This window comes from Nesterenkonia pannonica (assembly GCF_019575955.1).
GTDB lineage: Bacteria > Actinomycetota > Actinomycetes > Actinomycetales > Micrococcaceae > Nesterenkonia > Nesterenkonia pannonica.
The window spans coordinates 1,334,608-1,357,878 of record NZ_CP080575.1; the positions used below are offsets into that span (position 1 = coordinate 1,334,608).

Here is a 23,271-nt window from a genome sequence, read left to right on the forward strand (position 1 = left end):
ATGCCTGAGCAGTCGACCGAATCCCTCACCATGCTGCCGCGCGAGGCGGGGAGCCTCGCCTCCGCCGCGGACAAGGCCGCCGTGCTCGTCGAAGCGCTGCCCTGGGTGCAGAAGTTCGCCGGTCAGACCATTGTCATCAAGTACGGCGGCAACGCGATGGTCGATGATGAGCTCCGCCGGGCCTTCGCCCAGGACGTCGTCTTCCTCAAGCACGTCGGCGTGAATCCGGTCGTCGTCCACGGAGGCGGGCCCCAGATCAGCACCATGCTCGACGCCGTCGGCATTGAGTCCGAGTTCCGCGCCGGATACCGGGTCACCACCCCGGAGGCCATGGACGTGGTCCGCATGGTGCTCACCGGGCAGGTGGGCCGGGAGCTGATCGGTCTGATCAATTCCCACGGCCCCTACGCGGTCGGCCTCTCAGGAGAGGACGCGGCCCTGCTCCGGGCCGAGCGGAAGGCGGCCGAGGTGGACGGAGAGACGGTGGACCTCGGGCTGGTGGGCGAGGTCACGGGAGTCAACCCGCTGCCATCCAGGACCTGATCGCGGCGGGCAGGATCCCGGTGATCTCTACCATCGCTCCGGAGTTCGCAGACGGAGATCCCACCGGAGAGGTTCTGAACGTCAATGCAGACACCGCAGCGGGGCTCTGGCCGCAGCCTTGAGGCGGCCAAGCTGGTGATGCTCACCGACGTCGAAGGTCTCTACGCCGCCTGGCCGGACCCCTCCTCCCTGATCTCGTCCTCACCGCATCCGACCTCCGGGCGATGCTGCCCAGCCTCCAGTCGGGCATGATCCCGAAGATGAGTGCGGCCCTGGCCGCCGTCGATGCCGGGGTCCCGCGGGCGCACATCGTGGACGGCCGTCGTCCTCACTCGATGCTCCTGGAGATCGTCACCTCCGAAGGGGTGGGCACTCAGGTGGTGCCGGATGCGGAGGTGCAGGCATGACGAGCTACCCAGATGCCATGAGCACCGCCTCGCTCGACGCGTCGAGCACGTGGCAGCAGCGGTACGGACAGTCTCTGATGGGCGTCTTCGGCACGCCTCAGGATCTGCTGGTCCAAGGCCGAGGCTGCTGGGTCACCGACGCTGATGGCCGTGAGCTGCTGGACATGCTCGGCGGCATCGCTGTCAACGCCCTGGGGCACAGCCACCCGGCGCTGAGCCGTGCACTGGGCGAGCAGCTGCAGCGTATGGGGCACATATCCAATCTCTTCGCCTCCGTGCCCCAGATGCGGCTGGCCGAGATGCTCCTCAGCGCGGCCGAGGCGCCTACTTACTTCCAGCGTCTTCTTCGCCAACTCCGGGTCCGAGGCGAACGAGGCTGCCCTCAAGGCAGTGCTGCGCCACCGGCATGAGACCGGAAAGTCCCGCATCCTCGCTCTCGAGGGCGGCTTCCACGGGCGGACGATCGGCGCGCTCTCGCTCACCCACAAGCCCGCCTTCCGGGAGCCCTTCGGAGACCTGATCGATGGCATCGAGTTCCTCCCCTTCAACGACGCAGACGCGTTGGAGCACAGGTTCGACGACGATGTCGCCGGGATCGTCCTCGAACCCATCCAGGGGGAGGCGTCAAGCCGCTCGCGCCGGAGTACCTGCTGCGCGCACGCGAGCTCGCCGACCAGCACGAGGCGCTCATGGTGCTCGACGAGGTCCAGACCGGGATCGGCCGCACCGGGGAATGGTTCCGCTTCCAAGGGGTGAACCGGACACTCTCCGCCTTGGGCAGCCCGGGGATCGCACCCGATCTGATGACGCTGGCCAAAGGGCTCGGCTCCGGCATTCCCATCGGAGCCCTCGTCGCCTTCGGCAGCACCAGCAGCACGCTTCTGGGCGCCGGTCAGCACGGGTCCACCTTCGGAGGCAACCCGCTGGCGGCGCTCGCCGGGCAGGTCACGCTGGAGACGATCCAGGCGGAGGGGCTGCTGGACAGCGTCAGCGCCGTGGGAGCCCGGCTCGCCGAGGAGCTGCGGGCCCTGCCTCAGACCGCGGAGGTCCGCCAGTTCGGCCTGCACATCGGTGCCGACCTGGTGCTGCCCGATTCGATCAGCGCGCGACGTCGTCGCCTGCGCGCGAGAGCACCACGGTCTGATCATCAACGCCACGGGGCACGCCACCCTGCGACTCGCGCCGCCTCTGACCCTCTCGCATGAGGAGGCCGACGAGGCCGTCGCCCGGCTCGCAGCCGCCCTGACACGTCTGACGAAGGAGTCCGCATGACCACTCGCCACTTTCTGAGCGACTTGGACCTCAGCCCCGAAGAGCTCACCCGCGTCCTCAACCTCGCCGACTGGATGAAGGCCAACCCCTACGCCATCGCGCCGCTGCAGGGCCCGCAGACCGCAGCAGTATTCTTCGACAAGACCTCGACGCGCACGCGGATCAGCTTCGCTGCGGGGATCGCGGCGCTGGGAGGCAGTCCGCTCATCATCAGCCCGGGGAGTCCCAGCTGGGCCACAAGGAGTCCATCGCGGACACTGCAAGGGTCCTGGATCGCCAGGTGAGCCTGATCGTCTGGCGGACCTATGAGCAGGCCGGTCTTGAGGAGATGGCCCAGTTCAGCAGCGTCCCCGTCATCAATGCGCTGTCGGACGATTACCACCCGTGTCAGCTGCTCGCCGATCTCCAGGCCGTCCGGGAGAAGCTCGGCACACTGGCGGGTAGGTCCTTGGCATACCTGGGCGATGCGGCGAACAACATGGCGAACTCCTACCTGCTGGTGGCGCGAATGCCGGCATGGATGTTCGCATCGCGGGACCGCAGGGCCACCTGCCCTCCCCAGAGGTGGTGCGGGCCGCCGAGGAGCGAGCGGCGCAGACCGGCGGTCGCGTGACCATCACGACCGACCCGGCTGAGGCGCTTCAGGGCGCAGACGCCGTCGCCACGGACACGTGGGTCTCGATGGGGCAGGAGGACGAGAAGGCTCAGCGGATGCGGCTCTTCGGCGACTACCAGATCAGCGCGGGGGCCATGGCGCTGGCCGCCCGTCATGCGGTGGTGCTCCACTGCCTGCCTGCCTACCGCGGAGCGGAGATCACCGCAGAGGTGCTGGACGGTGAGCAGTCGATCATCTGGGATGAGGCGGAGAACCGTCTGCACGCCCAGAAGGCGCTGATGGCCTGGCTGCTGGTGGAGTCGGGCCAGGCAGATCAGACGACGGAGCGTCTGGTGCGCGAGGCGGAGGCCGCGGGCCTATGAGCCGGAGCCTGCCCGATCGCGCACCGCGCCTGCGACCAAAGCTGCTCGCCACGCCAAGGTTCGCGACCTGATCACCCGCGGAGCATCCGGTCGCAGGCCGAGCTGGCCGACAGGCTCTCCGAGGCTGGGGTGCGGGTCACCCAGGGGACCCTCTCGCGCGACCTGGTGGAGATCGGGGCAGCACGCGTCCGCGGAGGCGACGGCGCACTGGTCTACGCGGTGCCTGCCGAAGGCCCTGCCGGTGAGCTCCAGTCCGATCAGACGGAGGCCGCCACGACGGCGCGCCTGGCCTCGCTGTGCAGGGACCTGCTGGTCTCGGCGGAGGCCAGCGCGAACCTGGTGGTGCTGCGCACTCCGCCGGGAGCGGCGCAGTTCCTGGCCAGTGCGGTGGACCACGCGGGCCTGCACGAGGTGCTGGGGACCATCGCCACGACGACACCATCATGCTCATCAGTCGTGACCCTCGGGAGAGGCCCTGGTGGCGCGCTTCGACGCCATGGTGGGCTGAGCTCAGCCCGTGGCCGCCCTGTCCAGGCCCATCTGCCAGAACGCCGCCTCAGCTCGTGAGGCAGTGGCAAAGATCTCGGCAATCTCCTGAAACCGCGCTTCCGAGCCTCCCCGGGCTGCCAACGCCTCGATGTGCTCGACGGCAGACCGCGCCGTCTCCTGGTACCACTCCGAGGAGTACTCTGCGATCCATTCGGCGTAGGGGTGGTTCGGGTCCGCGTCTGCGGCAGGCTTGAGGCGCTTACCAATCTCGGCGTAGCCGATGACGCAGGGGAGAGGGCCACGTGGAGGTCCAGGAGATCTCCGGTGGCTCCCGCGTCGAGCACGTACCGCGTGTAGGCGATGTTCGCGGGGTCCTCCGGGGTGCTCTCGATGTCCTCGGGCGTCAGGCCGTAGAGCTCGCCCAGGCGCTTTACGTGCTGCTGCGTCTCGTGCAGGATGTTGCCGATGCCTTCCTGGGCGTAGCGCAGGTCCTCGAGGGATCGGGCTTTGTAGCCGATGAGGGCATAGGCCCGGGCGAACTGGACCAGGAAGTGATAATCCTGGATGAGGTACTCCCGGAAGGCGACGGGGGCAGTGTTCCGTCCTCCATCTGCTGGATGAAGGGGTGGTCGGTATAGGCCTGCCACTCGGCTGGGGAGGCTTCCTTCAGCCGTTCGAAAAGGGTGCTCATGAGTGATCTCCGTTCTGGTAGACGGCGTTGAAGAAGTCCAGCTCCAGCGTCACGGACCGTGAGAAGAAGTCCTGGGCCGTCGGCGCATCCTGGGGCCGACCCGGTCGAGCTCGGATCGGAGGAACTCCACCCACTCGTAGAACGCCGGGCTGCTGTGCAGATCGATCCACTCCGCGTGGACGAAGTGCTCGGGTCTGCTGGTGCCTGCGCGGCGGGCCCAGTCGCCGTAGAGCCACTCGGCGACGGTCAGCACCGCGAGGACAGCCGCATAGTTCTGTGTGCGGGAAGCCTCGCGCATGATGGCTTGGAAGCTTAAGCGCAGGGGGCGGTATCAGGGGTTTCGATGCGCTGCTCCTCGCTGACTCCGAGCGCCTCGAAGGAGCGCAGGAAGTAGCTGTTCTCGTCGTCGGAGATCATTCCGGCGAATCGTCCGAACCGCAGGCGCGCCTCCATCGTGTCGGCGGAGGCCATGGCCGCGCCGAGCAGGGTGAGGAACGCATCGAGGAACCGGTGATCCTGAATGAGGTAGGCAGCCATGTGGTGGTCGCTGACAGTGCCTGCGAGGAGCTCATCGACGAAGCGGTGGTCGACTGCATCGTCCCAGGCTAGGCTGGTTCTGCTCCTTGAGCTCAGTGCTGAATCTCTCGGCCATCTCTCTCCTTCTGCTGGGGTCGATCCGGGACCGACGAGAAGGGAGAGGGTGCGCTGCCGCGAGGAGGCCGCGGGCAGCTCGCCGGTCCCTTCGCCGGTATCAGCCGGATCAGGTTCAAAGGGTCGACGCACCGTCCGCGCTGCGGCTCAGCGTCATCTCAGTCCCTTTGGCGGGACGCCCCTCGGGTGTGACTCAGGCTACATCATGAGGAGGTGTACTCGTCGAGGAGGGATCGCATGCCCTCTATCCCGAAGACCTCGATCACCGCATAGGGATTCTGCCGCCCCCTGTGCACGTCGGCGCCTGCTTCGAGCAGCAGCCGAGTGATCTCTTCGTTCTGGCGGAAGACGGCGCACCCCACGGCGGTCTGGCCGCGGTCGTTCTCGCGGTCCGTCTCCGCGCCGCGCTCCAGCAGTCCCCGGACCAGCTCAGCCTGGTCGTGGTACGCGGCAAGGATGAGGAGGGTGTCGCCGGAGGAGTTGGTGAGATTGGGGGAATACCCTGGTCCACCAGGCTCAGCAGCTCCTCTGTCTTGCTTACCCGGGCGAGGTCGAACATGGAGGCCAGAAATTCCAGCTGCTCCTCGGTGAGGTCCGCCGGTGATCCTGGGGTCTGCTGGTCTGCCATGGGCACCAGCTTAGCGAGCATGTCCATTCTTCGACCCGCTGTGCGACGCCGTGCGTCATCTCCGGGGCCCGCATAGAGTGGGGGAGCCGGATCGCGCAATCGATAAGTATGCATCGTACTGAATATTTATGTAGAATGCGGTTCATCAACCCTGCACACCCCATGAGGAGACTTCTGTGAGCGAGCGCATCGTACTGGCCTACTCGGGCGGCCTGGACACCTCTGTTGCCATCGGCTGGATCGCTGAGGCCACCGGAGCCGAGGTGATCGCTGTCGCGGTCGACGTCGGCCAGGGGGCGAGTCGCTGGAGACCGTCCGTCAGCGTGCGCTCGACTGCGGGGCGGTGGAGGCCTACGTCGCCGATGCGCGTGACGAGTTCGTGGAGCAGTACTGCATGCCCACGCTCAAGGCCAACGGCCTCTACATGGATGCCTACCCGCTGGTCTCGGCCATCTCCCGACCCATCATCTCCAAGCACCTGGTGGCGGCAGCCCAGCAGTTCGGCGCCACGACGGTGGCCCACGGATGCACGGGCAAGGGCAACGACCAGGTCCGCTTCGAGGTCTCCATCCAGACCCTCGGCCCGGAGCTGAAGTGCATCGCCCCGTTCGTGACCTCGCCCTGACCAGGAGAAGGCCATCGAGTACGCGGAGCGCAACGAGCTGCCCATTGAGACCACCAAGAAGAACCCGTTCTCCATCGACCAGAACGTCTGGGGACGGGCAGTCGAGACGGGCTTCCTGGAGGACATCTGGAACGGTCCGACCAAGGACGTCTACGACTACACCGAGGACCCGGCCTTCTCGCCGCCCCGGACATCGCGAGCATCACCTTTGAGGCCGGCATCCCGGTGGCCATCGATGGGGAGAGCCTGAGCCCTCTGCAGATCATCGAGCAGATGAACCGTCGTGCCGGAGCCCAGGGCATCGGCCGGATCGACATCGTCGAGGACCGTCTGGTCGGCATCAAGTCCAGGGAGATCTACGAGGCGCCGGGAGCCATGGCGCTGATGGCTGCTCACCGCGAGCTGGAGAACATCACGCTGGAGCGCGAGCAGGCCCGCTTCAAGAAGACGGTGGACCAGCGCTGGACGGAGCTCGTCTACGACGGGCAGTGGTACTCGCCGCTGAAGAAGAACCTGGACGTGTTCATCGAGGAGTCGCAGAAGTATGTCTCCGGGGAGATCCGCCTGGAGATGCACGGGGCCGCGCGACGGTCCAGGGCCGGAAGTCCGCCACCTCCCTCTACGACTTCAACCTGGCCACCTATGACGAGGGCGACGCCTTCGATCAGTCCTCGGCGCCCGGGTTCATCGACATCTACGGGCTGTCCTCCAAGGTTGCCTCGCAGCGCGAGGAGCGGCTGCACGGCAAGCCGGACCTCTCCGGCGCCGGAGTGGAGAAGTAGGCGCGGTGGCGGAGAAGACCCACCAGGGCTCGCTGTGGGGCGGGCGCTTTGCGGCAGGCCCAGCCGATGCGCTTGCGGCGCTGAGCAAATCCACGCACTTCGACTTTCGACTCGCTCGGTACGACATCGCTTACTCCCGCGCCCATGCCCGTGTGCTCCATCGCACCGGGCTGCTCGACGACTCCGAGGCTGCCGGCATGCTCTCCGCATTGGACCGTCTGGAGGAGGACGTGCTCTCGGGCGCGTTCTCGCCATGGCATCGGACGAGGACGTGCACGGAGCCCTGGAGCGAGGCCTGCTTGAGCGCGCCGGCGAGGAGCTCGGAGGCAAGCTGCGGGCCTACCGGTCCCGCAATGACCAGATCGCCACGATGGGCCGCATGTTCCTGCGGGACCACGCCCGCGTCGTCGCGGCTTAGCGTCATGGATACCATCGACGCGCTGATCAGCCAGGCCGAGGCCCACCCTGAGGCCCCTATGCCCGGCCGAACGCACCTGCAGCACGCGCAGCCGGTGCTGCTCAGCCACCACCTGCTGGCCCATGCCTGGGCCTTCCTTCGGGATCTGCAGCGGATGGTGGACTGGGACCGGCGGGCCGCGGCCTCTCCGTACGGCCACGGTGCGCTGGTTTACTCGTCGCTGGGCCTTGACCCGCAGCGTGTGGCTGAGGAGCTGGGCTTCGACGAGGCTGCGTGGAACTCCATCGACGGGACGGCTTCGCGCGACGTCTACGCCGAGTTCGCGTGGGTCGCCGCGATGATCGGCGTCGATCTGTCCCGGATCAGCGAGGAGACGATCTTCTGGGCCACCAAGGAGGTCTCCTTCGTCACTCTCGACGACGCCTTCTCGACGGGCTCCTCGATCATGCCGCAGAAGAAGAACCCCGACGTCGCTGAGCTGGCGCGTGGAAAGTCCGGGCGGCTCATCGGCGATCTCACAGGGCTGATGACGACCCTGAAAGGGCTTCCGCTGGCCTACAACCGGGATCTGCAGGAGGACAAGGAGCCCCTGTTCGATGCGGTGGACACTCTGGAGCTTCTGCTTCCGGCTGTCTCGGGCATGATCGGCACGCTGACCTTCCACACTGAGCGGATGGCGGAGCTGGCGCCCCGCGGCTTTGCGCTCGCCACCGACATCGCCGAATGGCTCGTGCGTCAGGGGGTCCCCTTCCGCGTGGCCCATGAGCTGGCGGGGGAGTGCGTGCGGGTCGCGGAATCCCGGGACGTGGAGCTCTGGGACCTCACTGATGAGGAGCTCGCCAGCATTTCGGATCACCTCACTTCTGACGTGCGCGCCGTGCTGACCACTTTCGGGTCCTTGACGTCGCGCTCCTCACGAGGGGGCACCGCTCCTCAGGCAGTCGCCGAGCAGCTTGACGAGCTGAAGCGTCAGCTCCAGCCCCTCAGAGACTTCATCGCTACCCCGGGAGCATTGTGGGACCGGACGGGATCGCCTGATCGCCAGCCCCTCTCTGCCGTGAGTTCGTCGCACAGCTCCGCCTCGCCGAAGAGGCCGCCGTCGCCCAGAGTCCGACGTCGCCGGGCCGCAGCCGCAGCGGCTGCCGCTGGCCTGGTGGTGCTGGTGGTGGTCGTTCTGGTGCTGCAGCAGTGGGCCGGTCGTGGGGAGGAGCGTCCCCACCCGACCGAGCTGGGCTACCCTCGGCGCCTCCTCAGGCCCACCCTCCCGCGGCCTCGGACGCTCCTGAGGACGTGACCGCCGTTCCCTCGCTGAGCTCGCTGACCCCGAGTGGACTGCTGAGATGAGCGGGGCTGCGGGTATTCCTGAGCGAGCGCTGATCGCCTACGCCGGTGCCGCTGTGCACCTGTCCCAGACGCGGCCTGAGTGTGGGCTGGGTTGGAACACGTTGGCAGGCATCGGGCAGGTCGAGTCCGTTCATGGGCAGTACGGAGCGTCGTCCGTCGCCGATGATGGTGCGGTGGATCCTCCTGTGATCGGAGTGGCCCTGGACGGCAGTGAAGGCCTGATGGCCATCCCCGACACCGATGATGGCGAGCTCGACGGGGACACGGAGTGGGACCGCGCGGTGGGCCCGATGCAGTTCATCCCGACGACGTGGGACCAATACGGCCAGGACGCGAATCAGGACGGTCAGGCCGATGTCCACCAGTACGACGATGCCGCCCTGTCGGCCGGGGTCTACCTGTGCGAGAGCGGCGAGGACCTGACCAGCGACTTCGGCTGGAACGACGCGGTCACTGCCTACAACCAGTCGGTGGAGTATGCCAACAGCGTGGCGCAGCGAGCCGCCGAGTACGCGCAGCACCAGGAGGCCGAGAACAATGAGTAGTCGGATGACTGTGGCAGGCATGAGCGCCGACGCGCTGAGCGAGCTCTTCGATGCCCATGCCGTCGATGTGGCTCCCCGGCTCCTGGGCTGCCGTCTGACGGTGAGCACTCCCGAGGAGGACGTCACCGTGCGGCTCACAGAGGTGGAGGCGTACGGAGGCGAAGGTGAGGACCCTGGGTCCCATGCCTACCGGGGCATGACGCCGCGCAGTGCCTCGCTCTTCGGCCCGCCCCGCCACGTGTATGTGTATCGCAGCTACGGCATCCACTTCTGCATGAACCTCGTGTCCCATGCCGCGGGAGCCGCGGGGTGCTGCTGAGGGCCGCGGAGGTGCTCGAGGGTCGGGGTGCCGCGGTCAGCCGTCGCGGAGGCAGAGACACCGGGGTCAAGCTGCTGTCCGGTCCAGGGCGCCTGGGACAGGGCCTGGGGCGGATACCACCCTCGACGGCGCCGCCGTGGAGATTGTTCAGGACCCGCCTCAGCCTCGGGTCGGGCCCCAGGAGGGCCTTCGCGTCGTCCTGGCTCCGCCGGAGCAGGGGCATCGCCCGGAGCCGGTGAGCGCGGGCCCTCGGGTGGGCGTATCGGGCGAGGGCGGTTCGGAGGCGTACCCGTGGCGCTTCTGGCTCGCCGAGAGGCGGTCCGTCTCCCCTACCGAGCATCGACCCGACGACGCAGAGCCGCTCCCTGAGGTCCGCGTCACTTTGCGTTAACCATGGACGCTGTAATATTGACTGATCTTTTCCGTCTCCGAAGAAAGCAGCACGCTTGATGACTGAGACCGCCGATCTGGTCACTGTTCCGCCCCTGGAGGGCGGGGTCGATCAGGAGCGCCTGTACGTGGCTGCCCTCTACCGCCGCTTGGATGCGCTGCGTCGGGAGAAGGAGGCGCAGCTGGCCAAGGTTCGCTCCACCGGTGCCGTGGGCACCATGCAGAACATCTCGGAGCGAGACGCCTTCGCGACCATGTACGAGGACCGGTTGGCGCAGCTGAATGCCGTCGATGACCGGCTCGTCTTCGGCCTAAGCTGGACCTGGACACCGGCGAAACGCGCTACATCGGTCGGATCGGGCTGACTTCAGAGGCACGTCAGCGTCTGATGCTGGATTGGCGCGCTCCCGAGGCGGGGGTCTTCTACCAGGCAACGGCGTTCGCGCGGCAGGGTGTGCGCAGGCGCGGCACCTGATGCTCAAGCACCGTCAGGTGCAGGGGCTCGAAGATGAGGTGCTGGATGCCAGCGTTCTCGAGGAGGATGTCGAGAACCATGGAGACGGTGCCCTGCTGGCCGCGCTGAAGGCACGCCGCACGGGCCAGATGGGCGATATCGTCGCGACCATCCAGGCGGAGCAGGACCGCATCATTCGCGCGGACCGCTCCGGTGTGCTCGTCGTCCAGGGCGGCCCCGGCACAGGGAAGACGGCGGTGGCGCTGCACCGCGCGGCCTACCTGCTCTACGCGCACCGTGAGCGTCTGAAGAGCGCCGGTGTGCTCCTGGTGGGGCCGAGCTCGGCATTCATGTCCTACATAGAACGAGTCCTGCCCTCCCTGGGCGAGACCGGTGTGGTCATGTCGTCCCTGGCCGACCTCTACCCAGGGGTCAGGGGGTGGAGGAGCCTGACGCGCGCGTCGCCGAGATCAAGGGACGCGTGGACTGGGTTGAGATCCTCGACGCGGCGGTGGAGCACCGCCAGAGGAGCATTCCCGAACCTCGGGAGGTGACGGTCGAAGGCACGGCCGTGACGGTGACGTCCAAGATGATTCGTCGCGGAATCGAGCGGGCCAGGGCCACAGGCAAGCCGTACAACGAGGCTCGCGCCACCTTCGTGAAGGTCATGGTCAGGAGATCGCAGAGAAGCTCGAACGGATCATCGAGAAGCGATCCCAGGGCAATGACGCAGACCGCGCCTACCTTGCGGAGGATGTCCGCACCTCACGCGACGTGCGTGTGCTGCTGAACCTGTGCTGGCTGCCGCGCACCCCGCAGAGCCTCTTGGAGGACCTCTTCTCGAAGCCCCAGTATCTGACCGATGCGGCCCCGCAGCTCAGCGATGCCGAGCGTGAGCTGCTGCAGCGTCGTCCCGGCAGTCCGTTCACCTCCTCGGACGTTCCCCTCCTGGATGAGGCCGCTGAGCTGCTGGGCGATCTCGATGAGACTGCCGGGCGTGAGGAGGCGCGGCAGAAGATCTCTCGCCAGAAGGACCTCGAGAACGCGCAGAAGGCCGTGGAGAATGCAGTGCCTCAGCTCGAGGAGATGGGCATCGAGGGCTTCCTGGATGCGGAGGCTGTCGCGTCGATGAACGCGGAGTCGGGCCCCACCCTGAGCGCGGCGGAGCGGGCCACTCTTGACCGTTCGTGGACCTACGGCCACATCGTGGTCGATGAGGCCCAGGAGCTCTCGGCCATGCAGTGGCACGTGCTCTTCCGTCGCTGCCCCTGAAGTCGGTGACGGCTGTGGGGATACCGCGCAGGGGTCCTCCCCGTCTGCCTCGTCGAACTGGGGCGAGGCCTTCGAGCCGTTCGTCGATGAGGACCGGCTGCGGATCGAGGAGCTCACCGTGAACTACCGCACTCCGGGGCGCATCGTGGAGCTGGCCGAGCGGGTGGCTGATGCGAACGGTTTGCAGACCACCTCCCTGCGCACCGTCCGGGAGGGCGATCATGCGCCTGAGATCACCCCAGTCCAGGAGAGCGAGATCCTGGGTGCGGTGGTGCAGGCGGTGGAGGACGAGCACCGTCGCCTGGGGAGGGCCTGGTGGCCGCCATCGTTCCCGATCGTCTGATCGGGGCGGTCCGGGAGCAGCTCGCCGAGAGATTCGGCACCCGACTCGGGCGCGGCGCGGGCTCGCTCACCCAGGATGTGGTGGCGCTGACCGCGGACGAGGCGAAGGGTCTGGAGTTCGACGGGGTGGTTGTTGCGGAGCTACCGAGCTGGTCGATCAGGCCGGCGGAAAAGTGGGCCCCTGTATGTGGCGCTGACACGCTCGACGCGATCGCTGCAGGTCGTCTCCTCACAGCCGCTCCCGGCCGGATTCTGAGATACGGTGAACGCCGTGACGAATGCGAAGAACCCAGTGCTCGAGACTCAGCGCAACGACCCCAGCTTTGCGAACGCGTATCAGGAGCTGAAGTGGCGCGGCCTCGTCCAGAACTCCACTGACGAGGAGTCCATCGAGACGGCCTTAGCAGGCTCGCCGATCACGTTCTATGCCGGCTTCGACCCCACCGCGGCCTCCCTTCACCTGGGGCATCTGGTTCAGCTGCTGACGATGCGTCGCCTGCAGCTGGCCGGGCACAAGCCCCTGGCGCTGGTCGGCGGCTCGACCGGGCTCATCGGTGACCCCGGCCCACCAGCGAGAGAACGCTGAACACTCCGGAGGTTGTGGCGGGGTGGGTCGACAGTCTGAGCAGGCAGATCCGCCACTACGTCGATATGGACGGCGCTGAGGGTGCGCAGATGGTGAACAACCTCGACTGGACTGAGGGCATCAGCGCGATCGAGTTCCTCCGGGACATCGGAAAGCACTTCCGCATCGGCACCATGATCAAGAAGGACATTGTTGCCAAGCGGCTGAACTCAGACGATGGAATCTCCTACACCGAGTTCAGCTATCAGATCCTTCAGGGCTACGACTTCCTGCAGCTCTACCGGCAGTACGGATGCACGCTTCAGTTCGGAGGATCGGACCAGTGGGGAACCTCACGTCGGGCACTGACCTTGTGCGCAAGGCTGAGGGGGCAGCGGTGCACGCTCTCTCGACGCCGCTGATCGCCAACTCTGACGGGACGAAGTTCGGGAAGTCAGAGGGCAACGCAGTGTGGCTCGACTCTGAGCTCACTTCTCCCTACACCTTCTACCAGTTCTGGCTGAACCAGGCGGATGCAGATGTGATCAACCGGCTCAAGGTGTTCACCTTCCGGAGCCGGGAGGAGATCGATCAGCTCGAGCGAGCTGTGGAGTCGGAGCCCTTCAGGCGTGAGGCCCAGCGAACGTTGGCCTGGGACGTGACGTGCCTGGTGCACGGCGAGGAGGCTGCTCAGCGAGCTATCGCTGCGGCGGAGGCGCTCTTCGGCAAGGGCGACATCGCAGATGTCGACGAGCGGACCCTCGCGGCCATCGCGGCCGAGTTGCCCACGGCAGACCTGCTTATGGATGAGGCAACACCCGTGCGCATCCTTCACGACACGGGTCTGGTCAAGGGACGCGGCGAAGCGCGCCGAGCGGTGCAGCAGGGCGGGGCCTACATCAACAATCGACAGGTTGAGGATGCGGAGACTGCAGTGGGCCATGACGAATGGCTTCACGGCCAGTACCTCCTCGTGCGTCGGGGAAAGAAGAGCCTCGCACTGGTCAGGCGCGCCCCATCCGCATGATTCCGGGGTTCTTAGCCGGGGTTTGCACGTGCTCAGGAACGTGTGTAGAGTTAACGATCGCGCCGGGGCCACAGCGAAAGCTGAAAGCCGCAGGCGCCGCGGAGAGTCTCTCCGATCACCTATCGAAGTTAAAGCTTCGTTTGGTGTGCTCGGAAACCCAGGTAAACACGGAGTTGACGGGAACGAAACGAAGCGGTAACATAGAGAAGTTGCTTCAGAGCGATCCGGGAGAAAATCCTGGTGGTGCTGACAGCGATTGCTGCTTGAGAACTCAATAGTGTGCCAAATTTGTTGATACCAATTTATTTATTGGTAGTCACAGCGCTTGCACCCCCGTGTGAGCAGCTGTGACATGCCTGGATTGATCAGCAGCTGGCGAGCATGAATATCCGTGAGGCCCCGTTTTCCGGCGGGGTGGAGATCATGTTCGTTACGTTGTTTAGTTCTCTATTTAGTTATCTAATGGAGAGTTTGATCCTGGCTCAGGATGAACGCTGGCGGCGTGCTTAACACATGCAAGTCGAACGATGATGCTTCCAGCTTGCTGGGAGCGGATTAGTGGCGAACGGGTGAGTATCACGTGAGCAACCTACCCTTGACTTCGGGATAAGCCCGGGAAACTGGGTCTAATACCGGATATGACCATCGCCCGCATGGGTGGTGGTGGAAAGCTTTATGCGGTCTTGGATGGGCTCGCGGCCTATCAGCTAGACGGTGAGGTAGTGGCTCACCGTGGCTTTGACGGGTAGCTTACCTGAGAGGGTGACCGGCCACACTGGGACTGAGACACGGCCCAGACTCCTACGGGAGGCAGCAGTGGGGAATATTGCACAATGGGCGAAAGCCTGATGCAGCGACGCCGCGTGCGGGATGACGGCCTTCGGGTTGTAAACCGCTTTCAGCAGGGAAGAAGCTTTTGTGACGGTACCTGCAGAAGAAGCGCCTACTAACTACGTGCCAGCAGCCGCGGTAATACGTAGGGCGCGAGCGTTATCCGGAATTATTGGGCGTAAAGAGCTCGTAGGCGGTTTGCCGCGTCTGCCGTGAAAAATCCGGGCTTAACCCGGATCGTGCGGTGGGTACGGGCAGACTAGAGTGCAGTAGGGGAGACCGGAATTCCTGGTGTAGCGGTGAAATGCGCAGATATCAGGAGGAACACCGATGGCGAAGGCAGGTCTCTGGGCTGTTACTGACGCTGAGGAGCGAAAGCATGGGGAGCGAACAGGATTAGATACCCTGGTAGTCCATGCCGTAAACGTTGGGCACTAGGTGTGGGGAACATTCCACGTTTTCCGCGCCGTAGCTAACGCATTAAGTGCCCCGCCTGGGGAGTACGGCCGCAAGGCTAAAACTCAAAGGAATTGACGGGGCCCGCACAAGCGGCGGAGCATGCGGATTAATTCGATGCAACGCGAAGAACCTTACCAAGGCTTGACATGGACCGGATCGCCATAGAGATATGGTTTCCCTTCGGGGCTGGTTCACAGGTGGTGCATGGTTGTCGTCAGCTCGTGTCGTGAGATGTTGGGTTAAGTCCCGCAACGAGCGCAACCCTTGTCCTATGTTGCCAGCGGGTAGTGCCGGGGACTCATGGGAGACTGCCGGGGTCAACTCGGAGGAAGGTGGGGACGACGTCAAATCATCATGCCCCTTATGTCTTGGGCTTCACGCATGCTACAATGGCCGGTACAGTGGGTTGCGATGCCGCGAGGTGGAGCTAATCCCTAAAAGCCGGTCTCAGTTCGGATCGGAGTCTGCAACTCGACTCCGTGAAGTTGGAGTCGCTAGTAATCGCAGATCAGCAATGCTGCGGTGAATACGTTCCCGGGCCTTGTACACACCGCCCGTCAAGTCACGAAAGTTGGTAACACCCGAAGCCCACGGCCTAACCCTTGTGGGGGAGTGGTCGAAGGTGGGACCGGCGATTGGGACTAAGTCGTAACAAGGTAGCCGTACCGGAAGGTGCGGCTGGATCACCTCCTTTCTAAGGAGCTGGCTGCGAGTCGCGGCCGCCCCGTTGTGGCATCCGAATGTGGTGTCCCGGGGTTTGCTCATGGGTGGAATATCAACGAATACCACGTTTTGTCGTGGTCACCGGCTGGTGGTGTTGGCCGCAGTTGCTTAGTACGCGTGCTCTTTGGAGTGTGTTGGAAGGGTCTGCGGCTGGTGTCTGCTGGTTGGTGTTTGGCGCACTGTTGGGTCCTGAGGCCGCAGCCGTTTGGTTGGCGTCCTTTTGATCGTGCTTCTGCAGCAGGTCTGCTGCACCGTGTCTGGTGTGGTGGTGGCTGTGGGGTTGTTGTTTGGGAACTGCATAGTGGACGCGAGCATCTTTGTTTGCAATTTTTTGTTGAGTGTTCGTCTGCGCGCTTACTCCGATTGGGGGTTGGTGCGTTGATGTGTCGTTTGGTGGCTTACATCGCTATGTGTAGTGGGTGTAAGTGTTTAAGGGCGCATGTGTGGATGCCTTGGCAACAGGTGCCGATGAAGGACGTGGAATCTGCGAAAAGCCTGGTGGAGCTGATAACCGAGCGTTGAGGCCAGGATGTCCGAATGGGGAAACCCCGTGCACTGTTATGGTGCGCGACCAGCCGCTGAATGTATAGGCGGTTTGGGGGAACGACGGGAAGTGAAACATCTCAGTACCGTCAGGAAGAGAAAACAAAAGTGATTCGGTGAGTAGTGGCGAGCGAAAGCCGATGGGGCTAAACCCATCACGTGTGATACCTGGTAGGGGTTGCGTGATGGGGTTGTGAGGCCCAGTGTCCAAGATCTACCAGTCTTGGCAGTTGAGGTGCGGGCGTATAGACGAAGAAGGTTGAGTCCTTCACCGTAGAGGGTGTGAGTCCCGTAGTTGACATGCGTTCCGCTTACTGATCTGGGTTCTCGAGTAGCACGCGGCTCGAGGAATCGTGTGTGAATCTGCCAGGACCATCTGGTAAGCCTGAATACATCCTGTTGACCGATAGTGAATCAGTACCGTGAGGGAATGGTGAAAAGTACCCCGGGAGGGAGTGAAAGAGTACCTGAAACCATGTGCCTACAATCCGTCAGAGCACCCTTGGTTGGTGTGATGGCGTGCCTTTTGAAGAATGAGCCTGCGAGTTAGTGCTCAGTAGCGAGGTTAACCCGTGTGGGGAAGCCGCAGCGAAAGCGAGTCTGAATAGGGCGTCTTAGTTGCTGGGTCTAGACCCGAAGCGGAGTGATCTACCCATGGCCAGGTTGAAGCGCGTGTAAGAGCGCGTGGAGGACCGAACCCACCTAGGTTGAAAACTGGGGGATGAGCTGTGGGTAGGGGTGAAAGGCCAATCAAACTCTGTGATAGCTGGTTCTCCCCGAAATGCATTTAGGTGCAGCGTCGCGTGTTTCGTCCGGGAGGTAGAGCTACTGGATGGCCGATGGGCCCTACAAGGTTACTGACGTCAGCTAAACTCCGAATGCCCGAGACGTGAGAGCGCGGCAGTGAGACGGTGGGGGATAAGCTTCATCGTCGAGAGGGAAACAGCCCAGACCACCGGTTAAGGCCCCTAAGCGTGTGCTAAGTGGGAAAGGATGTGGAGTTGCTTAGACAACCAGGAGGTTGGCTTAGAAGCAGCCACCCTTGAAAGAGTGCGTAATAGCTCACTGGTCAAGTGATTCCGCGCCGACAATTTAGCGGGGCTCAAGCACACCGCCGAAACCGTGGCATTCAGGTTCGTCCTGGATGGGTAGGGAGCGTCGAGCAAGCCGGTGAAGCCGCAGCGGAAGCTAGTGGTGGAGGTTGTTCGAGTGAGAATGCAGGCATGAGTAGCGAAAGACACGTGAGAAACGTGTCCGCCGAATGACTAAGGGTTCCAGGGTCAAGCTAATCTGCCCTGGGTTAGTCGGGACCTAAGGCGAGGCCGACAGGCGTAGTCGATGGACAACGGGTTGATATTCCCGTACCGGCGAAGAACCGCCCACGCGAACCCGCTGATACTAACCACCCGAACGCTGCTGCAGTTGCCCCTTTGGGGCTTCGCGGCAGTCAGTAGCGTGGGACCTGAAGTGGTCTAGCGAGCGTATTAACAGGTGTGACGCAGGAAGGTAGCCGGGCCCAGCGATGGTTGTCTGGGTCTAAGAATGTAGGCCGACTGGTAGGTAAATCCGCCAGTCATACAGGCTGAGATTTGATGGGCCCCCACCTCGGGTGGGGATCCGGTGATCCTATGCTGCCGAGAAAAGCATCGACGCGAGGTTCAAGCCGCCCGTACCCTAAACCGACACAGGTAGTCAGGTAGAGAATACCAAGGCGATCGAGAGAATCACGGTTAAGGAACTCGGCAAAATACCCCGTAACTTCGGGAGAAGGGGGCCACTCGCCTATTAGGACGTGCTCCGAAAGGGTGTGGTGGCCGCAGAGACCAGGGGGTCCGACTGTTTACTAAAAACACAGGTCCGTGCGAAGTCGTAAGACGATGTATACGGACTGACTCCTGCCCGGTGCTGGAAGGTTAAGAGGACCCGTTAGCCCCTTGTGGGCGAAGCGGAGAATTTAAGCCCCAGTAAACGGCGGTGGTAACTATAACCATCCTAAGGTAGCGAAATTCCTTGTCGGGTAAGTTCCGACCTGCACGAATGGAGTAACGAGACCCCGCTGTCTCAACCGTGAACTCGGCGAAATTGCACTACGAGTAAAGATGCTCGTTACGCGCAGCAGGACGGAAAGACCCCGAGACCTTTACTATAGCTTGGTATTGGTGATTCGCATCACTTGTGTAGGATAGGTGGGAGACTGTGAAGCTGGCACGCTAGTGCTGGTGGAGTCATCGTTGAAATACCACTCTGGTGTTGTGGATCATCTAACTTCGGGCCCTGATCGGGTCCAGGGACAGTGCCTGGTGGGTAGTTTAACTGGGGCGGTTGCCTCCCAAAGAGTAACGGAGGCGCCCAAAGGTTCCCTCAGCCTGGTTGGCAATCAGGTGTCGAGTGTAAGTGCACAAGGGAGCTTGACTGTGAGACAGGCATGTCAAGCAGGAACGAAAGTTGGGACTAGTGATCCGGCGGCACCGTATGGAAGGGCCGTCGCTCAACGGATAAAAGGTACCTCGGGGATAACAGGCTGATCCTCCCCAAGAGTTCATATCGACGGGATGGTTTGGCACCTCGATGTCGGCTCGTCTCATCCTGGGGCTGGAGTTGGTCCCAAGGGTTGGGCTGTTCGCCCATTAAAGAGGCACGCGAGCTGGGTTTAGAACGTCGTGAGACAGTTCGGTCCCTATCCGCTGCGCGCGCAGGAGATTTGAGAAGGTCTGTCCTTAGTACGAGAGGACCGGGACGGACGAACCTCTGGTGTGCCAGTTGTACTGCCAAGTGCACCGCTGGTTAGCTACGTTCGGGATGGATAACCGCTGAAAGCATCTAAGCGGGAAGTTACTTCAAGATAAGATCTCCATCACATTCAATGTGTGAAGGCTCCCTATAGATGATGGGGTTGATAGGCCAGATGTGGAAGCGCAGCAATGCGTGAAGCTGACTGGTACTAATAAGCCGACCACTTACACCACCACCACAACGTTTCACCCAACATGTGTGAACACTGTGTGCTACGCGTCCACTCTGCGGTCCCTGACCAACAAACCCCACCCGCCTGACCCCCAGTTCTTTGGGGGTGGCTGGTGGTGAGCACGACCCCCACTGATGGTGGGGGTGATAGTTGAATGGTTACAGTTGAATAGTGTCACGTGTTGTGACCCTTTATAGGTTTCCAAACCCCCGGTATGGTGGGGGTGGTTTGGTCTAGGGTTACGGCGGTCATAGCGTGGGGGAAACGCCCGGTCCCATCCCGAACCCGGAAGCTAAGACCCACAGCGCCGATGGTACTGCACTGGTAACGGTGTGGGAGAGTAGGTCACCGCCGGACATCTCTTCAAGAAAAGCCGGATGGGCAGTCAGAGACGACTGCTCCATCCGGCTTTTCTATGTCCAGAAGCAAAGCACATCACGAAGCTGAGAACTAGACCACCAGATTCTCAGTGACCACATCAAGAACTTGGTCCCTCTGCGCCTTACGAACCAACCGCGCGCGCACCCCACGGGCAAGTACCTCCGCGGAAAGCGCAAAATGAAGCCGAGACACAAACTCCAATTCATTCTGAAACATATTCAACGGCGGCACAATATTCAGTACGTCGTCAGCCAGTTTTGCTGCCGGAGAATCAGTGTTGGATGTCATCACCACCAGTGTTCCTTCTGACCTCGCCGCAGCTTCAGCAACACGCACCGACAGCTCATTCAGACCGCTCGGAGTGATCAGAAAGCACACACCTCCAGGCCCCAGCTGGCGCGCCGCAATCTGCTGACCGAACACATCCTGCAGAGTGATCGCCCGCAGGCCCTCCGACATCAGACGAAATGCGAAGTCCAACGCCGTCGGCGCCGACTGACCATTCCCCGCGACGAGCACGCTGTCCGCACCGCACAGCAGATCCAAGACCCGCTCCACCTGGTCCTCAGGGACGGCATCCATCGCCCGCTCCACACCCGAGGTGAGTCGGCGCGCCTCAGCCGAGCATGCGCTCATGCTCTCGCCCTCATGCTCGGAGTCCAGACCCGTTCGCGGCTCTGCCGGGGTCTCCTGGCCAGGGCCACGCGAAACTGCGGATACCCTCGTAGCCCAGCTTTCGGCACGTGCGCACCACCGTCGAACGGGCGACGCCCACGCGGTCGGCAAGCTGCTGAGCGGTAGAGTCCACTGCGGCAGAAGCATCATCGAGGACCTCCCTCACCACCTTCGCCTCACTGGGCAGCAGCGTCGCCAGGGCCGAAGACATCCGCGTCGTGGCTTAAGCAGATGATCCCCGAGTGCTTCATGGCCCCATGGTAGCCACGATGGCCGGTATCCTGTATCGGTGGCAGACCGAGCAGCACCAGCAGACAACCGCGACCGACCATCCCGCGCACCCCAGGATCACCGGCGCTCCAACAGGGAGGACCGCGCCAGGTCACCCGAAATCGACGAGGACGTCACCGGCAAGGAGCTCGACCGCGAAGCGGCCAGGCAGCTCGGGACCCTCAACGACATCAACCGTGGCTGGGTGTCCAAGCACCTCGTGATGGCAGGTCGTCTCATCGACATCGACCCCGAGCTGGCCCTCGAGCATGCCCTGGCCGCCTCGCGCCGGGCCTACCGACTGGCCGTGGTGCGCGAAGCAGTGGGCCTGGCAGCATACGCGGCGGGGAGTACGACGAGGCGCTGCGCGAGCTGCGCACCTACCGCCGCATCAGCGGCGACCACACACACATCCCCGTCATCGCGGACTGCCTCCGCGCCCTCGGCCGCTCCGCCAAGGCTCTGGAATTCGCACAGGACGAAGGTGCACAGCAGCTATCGGGAGCGCCGCGGGCGGAGCTTGCCATGGTTCTTGCTTACGCGCACCAGGACTCCGGGGATGAGGAGGCGGCACTCCTGGCTCTGCAGATTCCCGAACTGGACCTCAACCGTGCCTTCAGCTTCTCGCCTCGCCTGTTCGCCGCCTACGCGGACGTCCTCGAGTCAGTGGGCCGCTACGACGATGCGCGCCGATGGCGGAACCAAGTGCCTGTGGCCGAGCGCGCGCTGGGAGCAGGCCACTACGAAGAGCCCGACATCCTCGACTTCGACGACGACGAGGACGAAGACGGCTCCTCCGTCCCACGCATCAGCGACCTGCTCGGCGACGCCGAGGCGAAGGAGAAGCGCGCCCAGTGAGCACCACACCTCTCGCCGACCAGCACGACGGTGTCCTGTTCGACCTTGACGGCGTGCTCTACCGCGGGCCGGACGCAGTGCCGGGAGCCCAGGAGGCTCTCTCACGCCTGAAGTCTCAGGGCCTGCGCTGCGCCTTCGTCACCAACAACGCGTCCCGCTCTGCGGAGCACATCGCAGGCCACCTCCGCGAGCTGGGCATCCCAGCCGAAGCCGAGGAGGTGTACGGCTCAGCCCCGGCCGGAGTCCGGCTTCTCGCCGAACACCTCCCAGCTCCGGCCAAAGTGCTTGTGGTGGGCTCCGACTCCCTGAGGTCCCTCGTCGACGCGGCCGGATACGAAACGGTCCGATCAGCCGATGACGAGCCTGAAGCCGTCCTGCAAGGCTTCGACCCGACTCTCTGCTGGGCCGACCTGGCCGAAGCCTCCTATGCGATCAACGCCGGTGCCCAGTGGTTCGCCACCAACCTTGACCGCAGCGTGCCCCGAGAGCGCGGCATCGCACCCGCCAACGGCGCCATGATCGAAGCGGTCAGCTTCGGCACCGACCGTCACCCGAAGGCCGCCGGCAAGCCGGAGCCAGTCATGTTCACCCAGGCAGCAGAGACGCTCGGCCTCTCCAGTCCGCTGGTGATCGGCGACCGTCTGGACACCGACGTGCTGGGCGGCAACCGAGCCGGGTACGCCACGGCACTCGTCCTCACCGGCGCGACCACGCAGCAGCAGGCGGACGCGTCCCAGGATCAGCAGCGCCCCGACTGGATCATCGACTCGCTCGAGGATCTGTTCACCGGCGTCCACCGCGCACCGGCTGGGAGCACCAATGGCCGCGCATGAGGCAGCTAAGCGCTCCCACCGGCACTGAGACCGCCCATGACCCTCGGAGCAGCAGCGAAGAGGCGGTGGCAGCCTCACGCCGGACACGCTTCAGGAGCAGGTGGCCCACGCTGAGCGCAAGCACCGTGAGCTCTCCGAGAGGCTCGAGTCCATCGGCCGCAGCTGAGCACGATGGCCCGCCTCGATAAGGAAGTGGTGGCACGCGGCCTCGCACCCAGCCGCACCCGCGCGGCGCAGCTCGTCGCCGAGGGTGCGGTGCTGGTCGACGGCAAGCCTGCCCAGAAGCCGTCAGCGGCCGTCTCACCGAACAGCCGCATCGACGTGGAGCCGCGTGAGGCGTGGGTCAGCCGCGCCGCGCACAAGCTCCTCGGCGCCCTGGCATCCTTCCCTGGGGTGACCCCGTCCGGTCGTCGGTGCCTGGACGCGGGGCGTCCACCGGAGGCTTCACACAGGTCATGCTTGAGCACGGGGCCCAGCACGTCGTCGCGGTCGATGTCGGGCACGATCAGCTGGATGCCTCGCTGAGAGACGCCCCTCGCGTCACCAGCATCGAGGGGACAAACCTCAGGTACGCCCGCGCCGGAGATTTCGGTGCGCCCTTCGGGCTCATCGTCGCCGACCTCTCATTCATCTCCCTGCGTCTGGTGCTGCCCGCACTGGCCGAGCAGGCCGCCCCGCAGTCGGATCTGCTGCTGATGGTCAAGCCCCAGTTCGAAGTGGGACGGGACCGTCTCGGCCGCACCGGCGTCGTCACCAGCGGCGCCCAGCGCCGCGAAGCCGTGGAGGCAGTCGTGGCCGCCGCAGCAGCGGAGGGCCTTCACCTGGGCGGGATCGCGGTCTCGGCCCTCGCCGGGCAGGACGGCAACCGAGAGTTCTTCCTGCACCTCCGGCGACCCTCTGGGGACGCCGCCCAGGAACTGACCAGCCCAGCCGATAGGCTGGGCGAGATCGACTACGAAGATCCGTGAACATGATGTGGGCAGAAGGAGGC

The 23,271-nt window shown here is 64.1% G+C and carries 13 protein-coding genes, 3 rRNA genes, 10 pseudogenes and 1 riboswitch; of the genes and pseudogenes, 18 read left to right on the plus strand and 8 right to left on the minus strand.

Annotated features, from left to right (window positions below; all coding sequences use genetic code 11):
• Window positions 1-30 precede the first annotated feature (30 nt).
• The 6 genes and pseudogenes from argB to K0H76_RS09745 form a co-directional block, all read left to right on the plus strand.
• A pseudogene (gene argB, locus K0H76_RS09720) lies at window positions 31-950 on the plus strand (acetylglutamate kinase).
• Window positions 947-1,360, plus strand: coding sequence for an aminotransferase class III-fold pyridoxal phosphate-dependent enzyme (locus tag K0H76_RS09725; protein ID WP_258935292.1), 414 nt, complete (start codon window positions 947-949; stop codon window positions 1,358-1,360). The pseudogene argB and the gene K0H76_RS09725 overlap by 4 nt, the downstream one beginning before the upstream one ends.
• Window positions 1,341-1,706 carry an aminotransferase class III-fold pyridoxal phosphate-dependent enzyme gene (locus K0H76_RS09730; RefSeq protein WP_258935293.1) on the plus strand — a complete coding sequence of 122 codons (366 nt, stop codon included), beginning with the start codon at window positions 1,341-1,343 and terminating at the stop codon, window positions 1,704-1,706. The genes K0H76_RS09725 and K0H76_RS09730 overlap by 20 nt, the downstream gene beginning before the upstream one ends.
• On the plus strand, window positions 1,601-2,155 hold the full coding sequence (locus K0H76_RS09735; protein ID WP_258935374.1) for an aminotransferase class III-fold pyridoxal phosphate-dependent enzyme: 555 nt from the start codon (window positions 1,601-1,603) through the stop codon (window positions 2,153-2,155). The genes K0H76_RS09730 and K0H76_RS09735 overlap by 106 nt, the downstream gene beginning before the upstream one ends.
• Before the next feature lie 63 nt (window positions 2,156-2,218).
• Window positions 2,219-3,200 (plus strand): annotated as a pseudogene (gene argF / locus K0H76_RS09740) (ornithine carbamoyltransferase).
• A gap of 67 nt (window positions 3,201-3,267) precedes the next feature.
• Window positions 3,268-3,664 (plus strand): annotated as a pseudogene (locus K0H76_RS09745) (arginine repressor); the annotation flags it as partial.
• 46 nt (window positions 3,665-3,710) lie between these two features.
• Here the strand turns inward: K0H76_RS09745 and K0H76_RS09750 are convergent.
• The 5 genes and pseudogenes from K0H76_RS09750 to K0H76_RS09770 all read right to left on the minus strand — a co-directional run bounded on the left by K0H76_RS09750 (window position 3,711) and on the right by K0H76_RS09770 (window position 5,489).
• A complete protein-coding gene (locus K0H76_RS09750) occupies window positions 3,711-3,956 on the minus strand; it encodes a hypothetical protein (RefSeq protein ID WP_258935375.1) in 246 nt (81 codons plus the stop codon).
• 53 nt (window positions 3,957-4,009) lie between these two features.
• Window positions 4,010-4,336, minus strand: a pseudogene (locus tag K0H76_RS09755) (hypothetical protein); the annotation flags it as partial.
• 93 nt (window positions 4,337-4,429) lie between these two features.
• Window positions 4,430-4,678 (minus strand): hypothetical protein, encoded by a 249-nt coding sequence (locus tag K0H76_RS09760; RefSeq protein WP_258935294.1) that lies wholly within the window; start codon window positions 4,676-4,678, stop codon window positions 4,430-4,432.
• 14 nt (window positions 4,679-4,692) lie between these two features.
• A complete protein-coding gene (locus K0H76_RS09765; RefSeq protein ID WP_258935376.1) occupies window positions 4,693-5,013 on the minus strand; it encodes a hypothetical protein in 321 nt (106 codons plus the stop codon).
• A gap of 86 nt (window positions 5,014-5,099) precedes the next feature.
• Window positions 5,100-5,224: riboswitch (TPP riboswitch) on the minus strand.
• 10 nt (window positions 5,225-5,234) lie between these two features.
• Window positions 5,235-5,489 carry an ankyrin repeat domain-containing protein gene (locus K0H76_RS09770; protein ID WP_258935377.1) on the minus strand — a complete coding sequence of 85 codons (255 nt, stop codon included), beginning with the start codon at window positions 5,487-5,489 and terminating at the stop codon, window positions 5,235-5,237.
• A 346-nt stretch (window positions 5,490-5,835) separates the two neighbouring features.
• On the opposite strand from K0H76_RS09770, the pseudogene K0H76_RS09775 reads away from it, so the two are divergent.
• The 9 genes and pseudogenes from K0H76_RS09775 to rrf all read left to right on the plus strand — a co-directional run bounded on the left by K0H76_RS09775 (window position 5,836) and on the right by rrf (window position 19,620).
• A pseudogene (locus K0H76_RS09775) lies at window positions 5,836-7,066 on the plus strand (argininosuccinate synthase).
• 5 nt (window positions 7,067-7,071) lie between these two features.
• A pseudogene (gene argH, locus K0H76_RS09780) lies at window positions 7,072-8,478 on the plus strand (argininosuccinate lyase); the annotation flags it as partial.
• A 346-nt stretch (window positions 8,479-8,824) separates the two neighbouring features.
• Complete coding sequence (locus tag K0H76_RS09785) at window positions 8,825-9,373, plus strand: lytic murein transglycosylase (protein WP_258935295.1); 549 nt, start codon at window positions 8,825-8,827, stop codon at window positions 9,371-9,373.
• 19 nt (window positions 9,374-9,392) lie between these two features.
• A pseudogene (locus K0H76_RS09790) lies at window positions 9,393-10,023 on the plus strand (DNA-3-methyladenine glycosylase); the annotation flags it as partial.
• A gap of 118 nt (window positions 10,024-10,141) precedes the next feature.
• Window positions 10,142-12,406, plus strand: a pseudogene (locus K0H76_RS09795) (AAA family ATPase).
• A 15-nt stretch (window positions 12,407-12,421) separates the two neighbouring features.
• Window positions 12,422-13,742, plus strand: a pseudogene (gene tyrS / locus K0H76_RS09800) (tyrosine--tRNA ligase).
• A gap of 459 nt (window positions 13,743-14,201) precedes the next feature.
• Window positions 14,202-15,726 (plus strand): 16S ribosomal RNA (locus tag K0H76_RS09805).
• Window positions 15,727-16,174: 448 nt separating this feature from the next.
• Window positions 16,175-19,263 (plus strand): 23S ribosomal RNA (locus K0H76_RS09810).
• A gap of 240 nt (window positions 19,264-19,503) precedes the next feature.
• Window positions 19,504-19,620: ribosomal RNA gene (gene rrf / locus K0H76_RS09815) — 5S ribosomal RNA — on the plus strand.
• The 16S, 23S and 5S rRNA genes sit together here, the layout of an rRNA operon.
• Before the next feature lie 93 nt (window positions 19,621-19,713).
• Here rrf and K0H76_RS09820 read toward each other — a convergent pair.
• From K0H76_RS09820 to K0H76_RS09830, 3 genes are all read right to left on the minus strand, one after another.
• Window positions 19,714-20,226 carry an SIS domain-containing protein gene (locus tag K0H76_RS09820; RefSeq protein WP_258932875.1) on the minus strand — a complete coding sequence of 171 codons (513 nt, stop codon included), beginning with the start codon at window positions 20,224-20,226 and terminating at the stop codon, window positions 19,714-19,716.
• 64 nt (window positions 20,227-20,290) lie between these two features.
• On the minus strand, window positions 20,291-20,530 hold the full coding sequence (locus K0H76_RS09825) for a hypothetical protein (protein WP_258932876.1): 240 nt from the start codon (window positions 20,528-20,530) through the stop codon (window positions 20,291-20,293).
• 171 nt (window positions 20,531-20,701) lie between these two features.
• A complete protein-coding gene (locus K0H76_RS09830) occupies window positions 20,702-20,860 on the minus strand; it encodes a hypothetical protein (RefSeq protein WP_258932877.1) in 159 nt (52 codons plus the stop codon).
• Between the two features lie 254 nt (window positions 20,861-21,114).
• On the opposite strand from K0H76_RS09830, the gene K0H76_RS09835 reads away from it, so the two are divergent.
• From K0H76_RS09835 to K0H76_RS09845, 3 genes and pseudogenes are all read left to right on the plus strand, one after another.
• Window positions 21,115-21,447 carry a hypothetical protein gene (locus tag K0H76_RS09835; protein ID WP_258932878.1) on the plus strand — a complete coding sequence of 111 codons (333 nt, stop codon included), beginning with the start codon at window positions 21,115-21,117 and terminating at the stop codon, window positions 21,445-21,447.
• The gene (locus K0H76_RS09840) at window positions 21,444-22,280 is read left to right on the plus strand and encodes an HAD-IIA family hydrolase (protein ID WP_258932879.1); all 837 of its coding nucleotides are present in this window, start codon (window positions 21,444-21,446) and stop codon (window positions 22,278-22,280) included. The genes K0H76_RS09835 and K0H76_RS09840 overlap by 4 nt, the downstream gene beginning before the upstream one ends.
• 162 nt (window positions 22,281-22,442) lie before the next feature.
• Window positions 22,443-23,248: pseudogene (locus K0H76_RS09845) on the plus strand (TlyA family RNA methyltransferase).
• The last annotated feature ends 23 nt before the right edge of the window (window positions 23,249-23,271 follow it).

Bases quoted from the DNA above. Each gene is read 5' to 3' on its own strand.
- K0H76_RS09725 (WP_258935292.1), top strand. From the start codon at position 947: ATGACGAGCTACCCAGATGCCATGAGCACCGCCTCGCTCGACGCGTCG.
- K0H76_RS09760 (WP_258935294.1), bottom strand. From the start codon at position 4,678: ATGCGCGAGGCTTCCCGCACACAGAACTATGCGGCTGTCCTCGCGGTG.
- K0H76_RS09785 (WP_258935295.1), top strand. From the start codon at position 8,825: ATGAGCGGGGCTGCGGGTATTCCTGAGCGAGCGCTGATCGCCTACGCC.
- K0H76_RS09820 (WP_258932875.1), bottom strand. From the start codon at position 20,226: ATGGATGCCGTCCCTGAGGACCAGGTGGAGCGGGTCTTGGATCTGCTG.
- K0H76_RS09825 (WP_258932876.1), bottom strand. From the start codon at position 20,530: ATGTCTTCGGCCCTGGCGACGCTGCTGCCCAGTGAGGCGAAGGTGGTG.
- K0H76_RS09830 (WP_258932877.1), bottom strand. From the start codon at position 20,860: ATGCTCGAGGGCCAGCTCGGGGTCGATGTCGATGAGACGACCTGCCAT.
- K0H76_RS09835 (WP_258932878.1), top strand. From the start codon at position 21,115: ATGGTTCTTGCTTACGCGCACCAGGACTCCGGGGATGAGGAGGCGGCA.